This is a genomic window from Aquamicrobium soli (assembly GCF_042646345.1).
In the GTDB taxonomy this organism is placed as follows: Bacteria; Pseudomonadota; Alphaproteobacteria; order Rhizobiales; family Rhizobiaceae; genus Mesorhizobium; species Mesorhizobium soli_A.
In genome coordinates this window covers 228112-241871 of sequence record NZ_JBHRTK010000031.1, presented here as the reverse complement: position 1 = coordinate 241871, position 13760 = coordinate 228112, and the positions used below count along the sequence as shown (strand labels likewise).

Genomic DNA, 13760 nt, shown 5'->3' with positions numbered 1-13760 from the left:
GCCGGCCGGCCAGAGGGGGAACTCGGAGATCAATCCGAAGTCGGCGTGTTTTCGTCGACGTCGACGCGGAAGTTGCCTTCCATGATTTCGGCCGTCTTCTTCGCGACCAGTTCCTTGACGTCGGCGGGCAGCTTGTCCTCGAAGGCGTGGTAGGGCGCCAGGTGCGAGCCGCCCTTGGCCATGCGCGAGAAATCGCCGTAGTCCTGCGCGGTGAAGACGCCGGCCTTGACCAGCTTCACCGCCTGCTCGACCGTCGGGTACATGTCCCACACCGGGCCGGTAATAACCGTGTCGGGCGCCAGGCTCGACTGGTCGGACATGTTGGAAATGGCGAGAATCTTCTTTTCCGCCGCCGCCTCGATGACGCCGAAGCGCTCGGCATAGATGACGTCCACGCCGGCATCGATCTGCGCGATCGCCGCTTCCTTGGCCTTGGGCGGGTCGAAGAACGAGCCGATGAAGGACACCTTGCGCTTGACGTCGGGGTTGACCTCACGCGCGCCGGCAAAGAAGGCATTGACCAACCGGTTGACCTCGGGAATGCCCATGGCGGCGACCGCGCCGACAGTGCCGGACTTCGACATCTTGCCGGCGATCAGGCCGGACAGGTAGGCCGGCTCGTGGATCCAGTTGTCGAACACGCCGAAATTGGGCTCGGCCGGGCCGGCGCCCGACCCGAACAGGAAGGCCGTCCTCGGGAACTGCTTGGCGGTGCGGCGCGACTCGCGCTCGGCGGCGAAGGCGTCGCCCATCACCAGGTCATAGCCGCCCTGCGCATATTCGCGCATCACGCGGCCGAAATCCGCCGTCTGCACCTTTTCCGACCACTTGTACTCAATGCCGAGTTCCTTTTCCGCCTTCTGCAAGGCGACATGGACCTGGTTGTCCCACGGCTCCTCGATCGGCGTGGCGAAGATCGCCGCAACCCTCACCTTCTTGTCCTGCGCAAACGCGCCGCGCGGCAAGAGCGTGGCCGCAAGCCCAAGGGCGCCCAAGCCCAGTACCTCGCGCCGGGAGAAATCGCCCGGCAAATTCCTGTTCCCATTCTTCATTCGGAAGACCCCTTCGGTTGAGACGGCGCGACCGCCGCTCTGCCTTGTTTTAATTGCCGCACGCGAACTATGGAACTGCCCTTCTATTTTGTCCACATGGTCAAATCCGCGCCCGGCAACGGCCTGGGCGCATCGCCGACACTTGAATTAATTGAACATTCGTTTTATTAATCTCCGAATGGCGCGCACGATCGGGTCCGACGGAGAAAAAACGGAGATCGCTATCCGCAAGGCGGCGGCGAGCCTGATGGCGCGCCACGGCTACGAGGCCATGTCGATGCGCCGGCTGGCCGACGAGGTCGGCGTGCAGGCGGCAGCGCTCTACCGCTACTTCCCGACCAAGGAAGAGCTTCTGTTCACGCTCATGCGCGAACACATGGAAGCGCTGGTCGCGGCATGGGAAGCGCAGCGCCCCGCCGGCGGCGACCCGACGGCCCGGCTTGCCGCCTTCGTCGAAAACCACATCGCTTTTCATATCGCGCGGCGGCATTCGACGCATGTGTCGAACATGGAACTGCGCAGCCTCTCGCCCGAGCGGCTGACCGTGATCCTCAAGCTACGCACCGCCTACGAGAAGGAACTGCGGGCGATCCTGCGCGAGGGCGCGGAAAGCGGCGCCTTTGCGGTCGACGACGCCGGGCTGACCGCCATGGCGCTGATCCAGATGCTGACCGGAGTGATCGTCTGGTTCCGCCCCGGCGAGCGCCTCTCGGCGGCGGAAGTGACGCAAAACTATCTTTCGATGACAATGCGCCTGGTGGGTGCAACAATGAGGGAGGGAGGATCGGCATGTACACGCACGCGCTGAACTTCGGGCATGACGACGACATAGAAGCCTTGCGCGACATGGTTCGCCGCTTCGCGCAGGAGAAGATCGCCCCGATCGCCGCCGACATCGACCGTTCCAATGCGTTTCCAACGCATCTGTGGGCCGAGTTGGGAGAGCTTGGCCTGCTCGGCATCACCGCCAATCCGGATTTCGGCGGCTCCAGCATGGGCTACCTCGCCCATGTGGTGGCGATGGAGGAGATTTCGCGCGCATCGGCCTCGGTCGGCCTCTCCTACGGCGCGCATTCCAACCTGTGCGTCAACCAGATCAACCGCTGGGCGACGCCCGAACAGAAGCAGAAATACCTGCCGGCGCTATGCTCGGGCGCGCATGTCGGCTCGCTGGCCATGTCGGAGCCCGGCTCCGGCTCGGACGTGGTGTCGATGCGGCTTCGCGCCGACAAGAAGAACGACCGCTACGTGCTTTCCGGCACCAAGATGTGGATCACCAACGGCCCGGCCGCCGAAACGCTGGTGGTCTATGCCAAGACCGAGCCCACCATGGGCTCCCGCGGCATCACCGCCTTCATCATCGAGCGCGGCATGAAGGGGTTTTCGGTGGCGCAGAAGCTGGACAAGCTCGGCATGCGCGGTTCCGACACCGGCGAACTGGTGTTCGACGAGGTCGAGGTGCCGTTCGAGAACGTGCTGGGGCAGGAAAATCGCGGCGTCGAGGTGCTGATGTCCGGCCTCGACTATGAGCGCACCGTGCTTTCGGGCGGGCCGCTCGGCATCATGGCCGCCTGCCTCGACGTCGCCGCGCCCTATGTGCGCACCAGGCGCCAGTTCGGCCAGGCGATCGGCGACTTCCAGCTCGTTCAGGGCAAGTTGGCGGACATGTACACGACGCTCAGCGCCAGCAGGGCCTATGTCTATGCCGTCGCCTCCGCCTGCGACCGCGGCGAGACGACGCGCAAGGACGCCGCCGGCTGCATCCTGTTCGCCGCCGAGCGCGCCACGCAGATGGCGCTCGACGCCATCCAGCTGCTGGGCGGCAACGGCTATATCAACGACTACCCCACGGGGCGCCTGCTGCGCGACGCCAAGCTCTACGAGATCGGCGCCGGCACCTCCGAAATCCGCCGCTGGCTGATCGGTCGCGAGATCATGGCGGAGGACGCTTGATGCCCGTCATCCAGTCGCAGATCTCGCCCTCCTCCGAAAGCTTCCGCGCCAATGCGGAGCATATGCGCGAGGTGGTGGCCGATATCGCCGAGAAGGCGGCGAGCGTTGCGCTCGGCGGCTCGGAGGAAGCGCGCGCCCGGCATGTCGGGCGGGGCAAGCTGTTGCCGCGCGAGCGGCTGGCGCAGCTCCTCGACACCGGCTCGCCGTTTCTCGAAATCGGCCAGTTCGCCGCCTGGAACATGTATGGCGGCGACATTTCGTCGGCCGGCATGATCTGCGGCATCGGCCGCGTCGAAGGCACCGAGGTCATGGTGGTGGTCAACGACGCCACCGTGAAGGGCGGCACCTACTACCCGATGACGGTGAAGAAGCACTTGCGGGCGCAGGAAATCGCGCTGCAGAACAACCTGCCCTGCATCTACCTGGTCGATTCAGGCGGCGCCAACCTGCCCAACCAGGACGAGGTTTTCCCCGACCGGGAGCATTTCGGCCGCATCTTCTTCAACCAGGCGACGATGTCGGCGGCCGGCATCCCGCAGATCGCCTGCGTCATGGGCTCCTGCACCGCCGGCGGCGCCTATGTGCCGGCGATGGCCGACGAATCGATCATGGTGCGTGGCCAGGCCACCATCTTCCTCGGCGGCCCGCCGCTGGTGAAGGCGGCGACCGGCGAGGAAGTGAGCGCCGAGGAACTGGGCGGCGCCGACCTGCACACACGTCTTTCCGGCGTCGCCGACCACCTGGCCGAAAGCGACGTCCATGCGCTCGCCATCGTGCGCCGCATCGTCAGGAACCTCAATCGCAACAAGGCCGTAGGCCTGACGCTGCAGAAACCGATTCAACCGCTTCACGCCGCGGATGAAATCTACGGCATCGTCCCGGCCGACACGCGCCAGCCCTATGACGTGCGCGAGGTGATCGCGCGCATCGTCGACGGCTCCGAGTTGGACGAGTTCAAGGCCAATTACGGCACCACGCTGGTCACCGGCTTCGCGCATCTCCATGGCATGCCGGTCGGCGTCATCGCCAACAACGGGGTGCTGTTTTCCGAAAGCGCGCTGAAGGGCGCGCATTTCATCGAACTGTGCTGCCAGCGCAAGATCCCGCTGGTGTTCCTGCAAAACATCACCGGCTTCATGGTGGGTGCGAAATACGAGGCCGGCGGCATCGCCAAGGACGGCGCGAAGCTGGTGACGGCGGTTTCCACCGCTCAGGTGCCGAAAGTGACGATGATCATCGGCGGCTCGTTCGGCGCCGGCAATTACGGCATGTGCGGGCGGGCCTTCTCGCCCCGTTTTCTGTGGATGTGGCCGAATGCGCGCATCTCGGTGATGGGCGGCGAACAGGCGGCGACCGTGCTCGCCATGGTCAAACGCGAGGGCATCGAGCGCAAGGGCGAAAGCTGGAGCGCCGAGGACGAGGCAAAATTCAGGAAGCCTATCCTGATGAAATACGAGCACGAGGGCCATCCGCTCTATTCCTCGGCGCGGCTGTGGGACGACGGCATCATCGACCCGGCCAGGTCGCGCGAGGTGCTGGCGCTGTCGCTCTCGGCCGCGCTCAACGCGCCGATCCCCGACACCAAGTTCGGCCTGTTCAGGATGTGAGGGATATGATGACAAGCCCGATCCGCCCTCCTCTGGCCTGCCGGCCATCTTCCCTCGACACCGGGGCAGTAGCAGACCGAACTCCGCTGCCTTCGGCACCCCCACCCCTAACCCCTCCCCACAAGGGGGAGGGGGATTTTAGGGACGCGTCGCGACGACCTGCGTTGGCAGTTATGGAAACGCCGGTGTCCTCCTCCCCCTTGTGGGGAGGGGTTAGGGGTGGGGGTACTGAAGCCCACACCGGGGAGCACCGTACCGATGTTCGCTAAAATCCTGATCGCCAATCGTGGCGAAATCGCCTGCCGCATCATCCGCACCGCCCGCCGCATGGGGATCGCGACGGTCGCGGTCTATTCGGACGCGGACGCGCACGCGCTGCATGTGGAGATGGCCGACGAGGCGGTGCGGATCGGCCCTGCCCCGGTCGGTGAAAGCTATCTGGTGGCAGACAAGATCATCGAGGCGGCGCGCATGCGCGGGGCCGAGGCGATCCATCCCGGCTACGGCTTCCTGTCCGAGAACCCGGATTTCGTCGACAAGGCCGTGGCGGCCGGCCTGACCTTCATCGGCCCTTCCGCCGCCTCGATCCGCGCCATGGGGCTGAAGGACGCCGCCAAGCGGCTGATGGAACAGGCGGGCGTTCCGGTGGTGCCCGGCTATCATGGCGAGGCGCAGGAAATCGTCATCCTCGCCTCCAAGGCGCGCGAGATCGGCTACCCGGTGCTGATCAAGGCGCGTGCCGGCGGCGGCGGCAAGGGCATGCGGCGCGTCGACAACCCCGACGATTTCGCCGAGGCGCTGTCGGGCGCGCGGCGCGAGGCCAAGGCCGCCTTCGGCGACGACCGCGTGCTGGTGGAAAAATACATCGAGAAGCCGCGCCATATCGAATGTCAGGTGTTCGGCGACAATTTCGGCAATGCGGTGCACCTTTTCGAGCGTGACTGCTCCGCGCAGCGCCGCCACCAGAAGGTGATCGAGGAAGCCCCCGCCCCCGGCATGACCGAGGCAATGCGCGCGGCCATGACCGAAGCCGCGGTGACGGCGGCCAAGGCCATCGCCTATTCGGGAGCCGGGACGATCGAGTTCATCGTCGACACCTCGCAGGGGCTGCGGCCCGACCGCTTCTGGTTCATGGAAATGAACACGCGGCTCCAGGTCGAGCATCCGGTGACCGAAATGGTGACGGGGCTGGACCTGGTGGAGTGGCAGTTGCGGGTGGCGGCCGGCGAGCGGTTGCCCAAGGCGCAGGAGGACATCCGGCTTGCCGGCCACGCCTTCGAGGCCCGGCTCTATGCGGAGGACGCCGCCAAGGGATTCTTGCCGGCGACGGGAACGCTGCACCACCTGAAATTCCCCGAGACGGCGCCGGCCGGCACCGAAATGCGCATCGAGACCGGCGTGCGCGCAGGTGATGCCATTTCGCCCTATTACGATCCGATGATCGCCAAGCTGGTCGTGCACGGGCCGGACCGCCCGTCGGCGCTCGCCGCGCTGCGCGAGGCGCTGGCGCATACCGAGATCGCGGGCGCGACCGTCAACGTCGCCTTCCTGGCGGCCCTCGCGGCCGATTCGGATTTCTCTTCCGGCAATGTCGATACCGGACTGATCGCCCGGCACCAGGACACCTTGACTGCCGCCCCGCCGCCTCCCGCCAAAGACATCGTCGCGGCGGCCGCGCTCGCCGCCGCAGGCATCGATCAGCGGCCGGCGACGGACGACCCGTGGTCGGGCCTTCCCGGCTATGCGCATTTTCAAGCGATGCCGAAGCGGGTGGAGTTGCGGTTCGGCGAGGAAGGGATCGCGGCGACGGTAGACGTCGAAGATGGACGGTGGAGCGTGGCGATACCCCCCGCGCACAAAGGCAGGACTTCCGCACAAGGCCCTACCCCCACCCCGCAAGGGGGAGGGGAATCCCAGCGCCCCTATTCCGAAGTGTTTCCGCCCGACCGGCGCGACGGCTCCTTGTCCCCCTCCCCCTTGCGGGGAGGGGTTAGGGGCGGGGGTGAGCCTTCAACCCGGCTAGCCCGCTGGCCGGGCCACGTCACCGTCTTCGACGGGGCGGTAGGATATACCTTCGCCGTGCCCGATCCGCTGGAGCAGGCCGATGGCGGAGCGGGCGGCGTCGGCAGCCTGCGCGCGCCGATGCCCGGGCTGGTCAAGCTGGTGCGCGTCGCCAGGGGCGAGACCGTCGCCAAGGGCCAGCCGCTGCTCATCCTCGAGGCGATGAAGATGGAGCACACCATCGCCGCCCCGCATGACGGCGTCATCGCCGAGATCGCGGCGGAAGGCGCGCAGGTGAACGACGGCGTGGTGCTGGTGCGCTTCGCCGATCAGGACGCCGGCCAACACCCAGCCGGTTAGCGCGCGACCAGCACGGGCACGCTGGCCGTCGCGAGAACTTCCGCCGTCTGGCTTCCCAACATGACGCGGTCGAGGCCGGTGCGGCCATGCGAGGCCATGACGATCAGGCTGCATCCCTTCTCGTCGGCCAGTTCCACCAACGCTCGCGCCGCCAGCCGCCACGGGATGTGGACCGTCTCGACCGCAATCCCCATTTCGTCGGCTTCCTGCTTGACTGCGCCGAGGATGCGCCCGGCGATCTGGCGCTGGGCCTCGTCATAGGCGGCGATCTCGCTTTCGCTCGGCGCCCACAGGTCGGAGGCGAAGGCGAACTGGCCTCCGAGCGGCTCGGTCACCGTCACCACGGTTGCCTTGCTGCCATGCTTTTTGGCCAGCGCCAGGCCGTGCCGCACGCCGAGTTCGGCCACCGCGGAACCATCGGTCGGGATGAGGATATGGTCGTACATGCCCGCCTCTACGCTCAGTTCACGACCACGGCGAACATCGTCGCAATGATCGCGGCAGAGACGGCCAATATCCCGATCATGACGATCTGGAACAGGCCGGCCCCGACGGCGACGCTGGCAACAACGCAGCCGGCGAGGGCGAGAAGCGCGATGGCGAGGATGATCCGGTTGCGGGAGGTTTCGGTCAGCATGGCTAAATCTCCTTCCTTTCCGGGAGATTTGGCCGAGCGGCCGGGGAATTCTTTGCGGCGGATCAAGGTTCGGCGTCAGCTCTGTCGCCGCAAGCGAAAATGGCCGGGAGCGAACCCGGCCATTCCACCATCTCTGAAGCCGGACGTCAGTCCTGCGCGATCGGCGCGTATTTGCCGTCGTGCCACTGGTTGATGTCGTAGCTGGCGTTGGTCATGTCGCCCTTCTTGTCGAAGGTGACGGGCCCGACCACGGTCTGGATCGGCTCGCCGTTCTTCAGCGCTTCGGCGACCTTGGCCGGATCGTCGCTGCCTGCACGCTCTATGCCCTGCGCGAAGGCCTGGATCACCGCATAGGAAAACAGCGTGAAGCCTTCCGGCACGAAGCCGCCGGCCTTGATCTTGTCGATGGCTTCCTTGGCCTCAGGCTTCGACTGCGGATCGGACGGGAACACGAACATGGTGCCCTCGCCCGCCGGGCCGGCAACCTGCCAGAATTCAGGCGAGGCGATGGAATCCGGCATGATGAGCTGGAACTTGAAGTTCTGCTCGCCGGCCTGGCGCATGATCAGGCCCGCCTCCGGGTGGTAGCCGCCGAAATAGACCACGTCGGCCTTCAGTTCCTTCAGCTTGGTCACCAGCGCGGAATAGTCCTTCTCGCCGGCGTTGATGCCTTCGTAGAGCGCTTCTTTCAGCCCGTTTTCGCCAGCGGTGGCGCGGACCGCATCGGCGATGCCCTGGCCGTAGGCGCTCTTGTCATGCAGGATGACGAGGTTCTTGCCGGCATATTTCTTGGCGATCCACGGGCCGATGAAAGCGCCCTGCGCGTCGTCGCGCGTGTAAAGGCGCATGATGGTGTTCCAGCCCTTGGCGGCCGCGTCGTCGGTCATCACCGGGTTGGACGAAGCCGGGCTCATCATCACCGCGCCGGCTTCGGCATAGACGGCGGAGGCCGGGATGCTGGAGCCGGAACAGGCATGGCCGTCGATGAACTTGATGCCGTTGGCAACGATGCGGTTGGCGATGGACACCGCCTGCTTGGGGTCGCACTGGTCGTCTTCCAGCGTCAGCTTGATCTGCTTGCCGGCGACGCCGCCAGCGGCGTTGATGGCGTCGGCGGCAGCCTGCGCGCCCTGCTTGAACTGGTCGCCGATGGTCGCCAACTGGCCAGTCATCGGGCCCGCGACGGCGATGTTGATGTCATCGGCGTGGGCGGCCGTGGCCCCCATCGCCAGCCCGAACAGGGCCGCACCGAAAAGCTTTGTTTTGTTCATTCCACCCTCCCAAAATGCGCGGCCACCTGGCAGCGCCTCACTCCCGAGGCGGCGACATTTTCACTCTTCGAGAAATCTGTCCAGTGCCCTGCATCGCCGTGGGATCGGCACGGCGGCAAGGCGGAAAAGCGAAAGCCGCGCCGGCCTTATGATGGCCGGTCGCGGCTTGCCCGTTGCGTAACTCCCAGCGCCCCCGCGCCACGAAGCTCAGCCAACCCTGTCTTTTCGTGCGGCTTGCCTGCCCGATGCCGCACTCCTTAATTCACATCCGCGACGCGCTCTTTGCGCTGGATCAATCAACGTCTCATCCCGCCGACCGATCCACGTCGGATCAGTGCATCGTCATCCATTCGCGGGCTTCGCGCAGCGCCCTGGCGATATCGGCCTTCGACATGGTGGCCGACAGTTCCGAGCGCAGCTCGGCGGCGCGGCCCGAACCCTTGATCGCCGCGATGTTGAACCATTTGTGGGCAGCGACGACATCGGGGTCGCAATCGCGGCCGGTCGCATACATCATGCCCAGCTCCAGAAGGACGTCAGCCTGGGCGGTCGCCCCCATGGTGCCGAAGCCCGATTCAAGCATTTCAAAACGTGCCATCTTCAACCCCTGTCCTGATCCTGAGAGCCATTTTTTTGCCCCGCCGGGGCTGCTCTTTTGATGGGTCGAGGATGCGCCCGAGGCTTGAATCCGTCGTTAAATGGCTTGCTTAATTTGGAGAAAACAAAGCTAAAACAAGAGGTAAACGTCAAAGTTCGTTAAGGATAGAAACCCCTGCAATTGCGCGGATTCGGCTAAAATCCGACGAAAATCCGATCGTTCGGAATCAAGACTTCGCTAACCACGCAAACCATCGGCGAACGGAAACCCGTCGAGGCCCGGCACCGGAGGCCGTCTTGGGGCCACGCGCAAAGGTATGGGAGCCGCGGCCGCGACGGCGCTTTCGTTTACCCCGAAACTCGACTAGCCTGCGCCTGCGCTAAGGGGAGATCGCGCACCGGTTTCGGCCAAGGGGGAGGAAATCCGATGTTCACCAGGCTGGGCGTGGCCGGCGTGGCCCTGCTGATGGCGGCAGGCGCCGCCTGCACCGACCCCATCGAGGGCAACTGGAAGACGCAGCACGGCAGCAACGCCGTCATCAGCGCTTGTGGCGGCTCGTTCTGCATCAAGCTGACGAGCGGCGAATACGCCGGCAAGACCATCGGCGCGGTGAAGGCAAGCGGCGACAGCACCTACACCGGCACCATCACCCGGCCGTCGAACGGCAAGACCTACTCCGGCAAAGCGAAGCTCGCGGGCGGTAAGCTCACCCTTTCGGGCTGCGTGCTCGCCGTGTTGTGCGACAGCCAGACCTGGACGAAAATGTAAGGGAAATGGGGGCAGAAACCGCCCCCGTTTACCGCGCCGTCTGCCCGAACAGGACCTTCTGCGCTTCCTTGTCATCGGCAAGGTTGCTGCGCCGCTCCTTGCCGACCTCGAGGCCGCGCTGGACGGCGGGACGGGCGGCAATGGCTTCGAACCACCGCTTCATGTTCGGAAAATCGTTCAGGTCCTGCCCCTGGTTTTCATAGGAGCGGGTCCAGGGGAACGAGGCGATGTCGGCGATCGAATAGTCGCCGGCCAGATACTCGCGATCCGCCAGCCGCTTGTTGAGGACGCCGTAGAGCCGGTTGACCTCCTTGGTGTAGCGATCGATCGCGTACGGCACCTTTTCCGGCGCATACTGCCGGAAGTGATGAGCCTGCCCAGCCATCGGGCCAAGCCCGCCCATCTGCCAGAACAGCCATTGGTCGATTTCCGTGCGCTGGCGCTCCTCGGCCGAATAGAAGTGGCCGAACTTGCGGCCGAGATACTGGAGAATGGCGCCGGATTCGAACACCGAGATCGGCTTTCCGCCCGGCCCTTCCGGATCGATGATGGCGGGCATGCGGTTGTTCGGCGAAATCTTCAGGAAAGACGGCTCGAACTGCTCACCCTTGCCGATATTGACGTATTTGACGCTGTAGGGAACGCGCAGTTCCTCCAGCATGATCGAAATCTTGTGACCGTTCGGCGTCGGCCAATAGTAGAGTTCGACGGGTATGGTCTGCTGCGGCATGCCGTTTTCTCCAATCAATGCTCATCTTCCAGATAAGCCCGCGACCCGCGAACACAAGGAGCGGCGGCGGTAAAGCAGCGTCAATAAATTTGAACCGCAGATGAACGCCGGTATCAGAGCCGGTTCAGCGGGGTTGGCGCAATCTGCAAGCACAAAAGGGGACACCGCCAATGCTTGCTCGCCGCTTCACCATCGTCTGCCTGCTGATGACCCTGTTCGGCATGGGCTTCGCCATCCTGGTCGCAGAGGCCAGCCGCCAGCCCCGCGCCTGGGACGAAGCCGGCTTCGCCCTTTGCCGCACGCTGTCTTGCCAGCCCCGTTCGGGCCACTGAAACCCTTTTCAAAAGCGACACACCGCCATGACCTCCACCGCCGCCATCGCCAAATTCCTCCGCCTCGTCCCGCGGGCATCGCTGATCCTGCTGGCGCTGGCAGCGCCCGTCCTGGCGGTGCCGGCGATGCGCGCCGACAACGGCTCGACGATCGAGGCGCCGGCCCTGCGCAAGGGCGCCGGCGCCGGTTTCGTGCTCCTGGTCAGCCTGCAGCGCGACTGAAAAATAACGCGTTCGGTGCCGGTGGCATCCCCCTCCCCACCGCCGTACAAACCCCTATAATGGGGCATGGAAAATCGAATCTACCCGCCGACGGTCGACCAGGTCGCGATGCCTGAGCCCTACGCCCCGCAAAGCTTCAGCGATGCGGGCGAGGCCGTGGCGGCGCTGGAGAAGCTCTACGAGCGCAACACCCGCTTCCTACGCGATTCCTTTGCCGCGCTTGCCGCCGGGGGCGACAACAGCAAGCGCTACCGCGCCTTCTATCCGCAGGTCGGCGTCACCACGACATCGTTCGGCCAGGTGGATTCGCGCCAGGCCTATGGCCACATGCCGAACCCCGGCACTTTTTCCACCACCGTCACCCGGCCCGACCTGTTCCAAGCCTACCTGACCGAGCAGCTTCGGCTGATCATGCGCAACCACGGCGTTCCGGTCACGGTCTCGCAGTCCGCCACGCCGATCCCGCTGCATTTCGCCTTCCTGGAAGGCACCCATGTCGACAGTTCGGCGGCCGAGCGCATCAAGCGGCCGATCCGCGACCTGTTCGACGTTCCGGATCTCGACGGCACCGACGACCAGATCGCCAACGGCACCTTCGAGGTGGCGCTCGGCGAGGCGCGGCCGCTGGCGCCGTTTACGGCCCAGCGCGTCGACTATTCGCTGCACCGGCTCACCCACTACACCGCGACCAGCCCGCAACACTTCCAGAACTTCGTGCTGTTCACCAACTATCAGGTCTATATCGACGAATTCGCCGAGCGCGCCCGCGACCTGATGGCGAACGGCGGCGGCGGATATAGCGAGTTCGTCGAACCCGGCAATATCGTCACACTGGCGGGGGAAAAGCCGGCGGAAGCAGGCAACGGCGTGCGCATGCCGCAAATGCCCGCCTATCACCTTAAGAAGCCGGACCATGGCGGCATCACCATGGTCAATATCGGCGTCGGTCCTTCCAACGCCAAGACGATCACCGACCACATCGCGGTGCTGCGGCCGCATGCCTGGGTGATGCTCGGCCACTGCGCCGGCCTGCGCAATACGCAGGCGCTCGGCGACTATGTGCTGGCGCACGCCTATGTGCGCGAGGACCACGTGCTCGACGACGATCTACCGGTGTGGGTGCCGATCCCGGCGCTGGCCGAAATCCAGGTGGCGCTCCAGGAAGCGGTCGCCGAGATCACCGGCCTTTCCGGCTACGACCTGAAGCGCATCATGCGCACCGGCACCGTCGCCACCATCGACAACCGCAACTGGGAACTGCGCGACCAGCGCGGCCCCGTGCAGCGCCTGTCGCAGTCGCGCGCCATCGCGCTCGACATGGAATCGGCGACGATCGCGGCCAACGGCTTCCGCTTCCGCGTGCCCTACGGCACGCTGCTGTGCGTCTCGGACAAGCCGCTGCACGGCGAACTCAAGTTGCCAGGCATGGCAACGGAATTCTACAAGCGGCAGGTGGCGCAACACCTCACCATCGGCATCAGGGCGATGGAAAAGCTGTCCCAAATGCCGATGGAACGCCTGCACTCTCGCAAGCTGCGCAGCTTTTCCGAGACGGCATTCCAGTAGCCCCTACTCCCCGTTGAGCAGGCCGAGGATGAGGCGGCGGATGTTGCCGCCTTCGCCCATTTCGACACGGTCGAACTCGCGGCTTTGCCGGCGCTGGGCGAGCGAAGCCTGCGACAGCGGCTCCTTGATCGCTTCCCGGATTTTCGTGCATTTGGGATCGTTATCGACGGTGAAGCCGATGGTCGTCGCTTCTATGCGCTTCACCATCGACTTGATGTCCTCGCCATGCACCTTCTCGTGGCGCCGGATGCCGTCGATGAAGACCTCCCAGCGCTTCTGGACGGCCGGCGGCAGCTTGGCGGAGGGTTTCGGCAGCGTATAGGTGATGATCAGCTTCGGGCGCGCCAAGGCCAGCGTGCAGGCGTTGCCGCGCCGCTGGTAGTCGCGCGTCCAGGTGAGCTTGAAATTCGTATGGGCGATGGTGCGCACGCCCTCGCCGACGAGCGGCCCGCGCTCGCCGATCGAGGCATAGAGTTCCGGCCCCGAGGTGCCCGAAATCGCATAGGGCTCGGTCCGCTCGACAACCTGCCCGTCGGCACGGGCCTGCGCCGCCACGCAAGCGGCAACCGGGACGGCCAGAAGCAGCCCCCACCCTCTCCTGCAATTCATCCGGTCTCCTCGCATGGCCGCCGCAATTTCGCGCGAAAGATATGCGTCAGAGGC

Annotated in this window: 15 protein-coding genes; 8 read left to right on the top strand and 7 right to left on the bottom strand. The window is 65.3% G+C overall.

The window, feature by feature from the left end:
- Positions 1-29: 29 nt before the first annotated feature.
- Positions 30-1052, bottom strand: coding sequence for a BMP family protein (locus ACFOHJ_RS23285; protein ID WP_378225278.1), 1023 nt, complete (start codon positions 1050-1052; stop codon positions 30-32).
- A 178-nt stretch (positions 1053-1230) separates the two neighbouring features.
- On the opposite strand from ACFOHJ_RS23285, the gene ACFOHJ_RS23280 reads away from it, so the two are divergent.
- The 4 genes from ACFOHJ_RS23280 to ACFOHJ_RS23265 all read left to right on the top strand — a co-directional run bounded on the left by ACFOHJ_RS23280 (position 1231) and on the right by ACFOHJ_RS23265 (position 6973).
- Positions 1231-1860: a TetR/AcrR family transcriptional regulator gene (locus ACFOHJ_RS23280; RefSeq protein ID WP_378225276.1), complete on the top strand. Its 630-nt coding sequence runs from the start codon at positions 1231-1233 to the stop codon at positions 1858-1860.
- Positions 1842-3005, top strand: coding sequence for an isovaleryl-CoA dehydrogenase (locus tag ACFOHJ_RS23275; RefSeq protein ID WP_378225274.1), 1164 nt, complete (start codon positions 1842-1844; stop codon positions 3003-3005). The genes ACFOHJ_RS23280 and ACFOHJ_RS23275 overlap by 19 nt, the downstream gene beginning before the upstream one ends.
- Positions 3005-4612, top strand: a complete 1608-nt coding sequence (locus ACFOHJ_RS23270; protein WP_378225272.1) for a carboxyl transferase domain-containing protein — start codon at positions 3005-3007, stop codon at positions 4610-4612. The genes ACFOHJ_RS23275 and ACFOHJ_RS23270 overlap by 1 nt, the downstream gene beginning before the upstream one ends.
- A 258-nt stretch (positions 4613-4870) precedes the next feature.
- Positions 4871-6973 (top strand): acetyl/propionyl/methylcrotonyl-CoA carboxylase subunit alpha, encoded by a 2103-nt coding sequence (locus ACFOHJ_RS23265; RefSeq protein WP_378225270.1) that lies wholly within the window; start codon positions 4871-4873, stop codon positions 6971-6973.
- Here ACFOHJ_RS23265 and ACFOHJ_RS23260 read toward each other — a convergent pair.
- From ACFOHJ_RS23260 to ACFOHJ_RS23245, 4 genes are all read right to left on the bottom strand, one after another.
- Entirely contained in the window at positions 6970-7419 is a 450-nt protein-coding gene (locus tag ACFOHJ_RS23260; RefSeq protein WP_378225269.1) for a universal stress protein, read from the bottom strand. The two genes, ACFOHJ_RS23265 and ACFOHJ_RS23260, sit on opposite strands and share 4 nt — an antisense overlap.
- 14 nt (positions 7420-7433) lie before the next feature.
- Positions 7434-7610, bottom strand: a complete 177-nt coding sequence (locus ACFOHJ_RS23255) for a hypothetical protein (protein ID WP_378225267.1) — start codon at positions 7608-7610, stop codon at positions 7434-7436.
- Between the two features lie 146 nt (positions 7611-7756).
- Positions 7757-8881, bottom strand: a complete 1125-nt coding sequence (locus tag ACFOHJ_RS23250; RefSeq protein ID WP_378225265.1) for an ABC transporter substrate-binding protein — start codon at positions 8879-8881, stop codon at positions 7757-7759.
- Positions 8882-9212: 331 nt separating this feature from the next.
- Positions 9213-9479 (bottom strand): SEL1-like repeat protein, encoded by a 267-nt coding sequence (locus ACFOHJ_RS23245; protein ID WP_378225264.1) that lies wholly within the window; start codon positions 9477-9479, stop codon positions 9213-9215.
- A gap of 426 nt (positions 9480-9905) precedes the next feature.
- Between ACFOHJ_RS23245 and ACFOHJ_RS23240 the strand changes: the two genes are divergently transcribed.
- Positions 9906-10247, top strand: coding sequence for a DUF2147 domain-containing protein (locus ACFOHJ_RS23240; RefSeq protein ID WP_378225262.1), 342 nt, complete (start codon positions 9906-9908; stop codon positions 10245-10247).
- A gap of 28 nt (positions 10248-10275) precedes the next feature.
- Here ACFOHJ_RS23240 and ACFOHJ_RS23235 read toward each other — a convergent pair whose 3' ends face one another.
- A complete protein-coding gene (locus ACFOHJ_RS23235; protein WP_378225260.1) occupies positions 10276-10977 on the bottom strand; it encodes a glutathione binding-like protein in 702 nt (233 codons plus the stop codon).
- A gap of 170 nt (positions 10978-11147) precedes the next feature.
- Here ACFOHJ_RS23235 and ACFOHJ_RS23230 point away from each other — a divergent pair, with 170 nt between their 5' ends.
- The 3 genes from ACFOHJ_RS23230 to ACFOHJ_RS23220 all read left to right on the top strand — a co-directional run bounded on the left by ACFOHJ_RS23230 (position 11148) and on the right by ACFOHJ_RS23220 (position 13097).
- The gene (locus tag ACFOHJ_RS23230) at positions 11148-11309 is read left to right on the top strand and encodes a hypothetical protein (protein WP_378225258.1); all 162 of its coding nucleotides are present in this window, start codon (positions 11148-11150) and stop codon (positions 11307-11309) included.
- Between the two features lie 27 nt (positions 11310-11336).
- On the top strand, positions 11337-11531 hold the full coding sequence (locus tag ACFOHJ_RS23225; protein ID WP_378225257.1) for a hypothetical protein: 195 nt from the start codon (positions 11337-11339) through the stop codon (positions 11529-11531).
- A gap of 66 nt (positions 11532-11597) precedes the next feature.
- Positions 11598-13097: an AMP nucleosidase gene (locus ACFOHJ_RS23220; protein ID WP_378225255.1), complete on the top strand. Its 1500-nt coding sequence runs from the start codon at positions 11598-11600 to the stop codon at positions 13095-13097.
- Positions 13098-13100: 3 nt separating this feature from the next.
- Here the strand turns inward: ACFOHJ_RS23220 and ACFOHJ_RS23215 are convergent, their stop codons facing one another.
- Positions 13101-13706, bottom strand: a complete 606-nt coding sequence (locus tag ACFOHJ_RS23215) for a DUF922 domain-containing Zn-dependent protease (protein WP_378225254.1) — start codon at positions 13704-13706, stop codon at positions 13101-13103.
- Between the last annotated feature and the right edge of the window lie 54 nt (positions 13707-13760).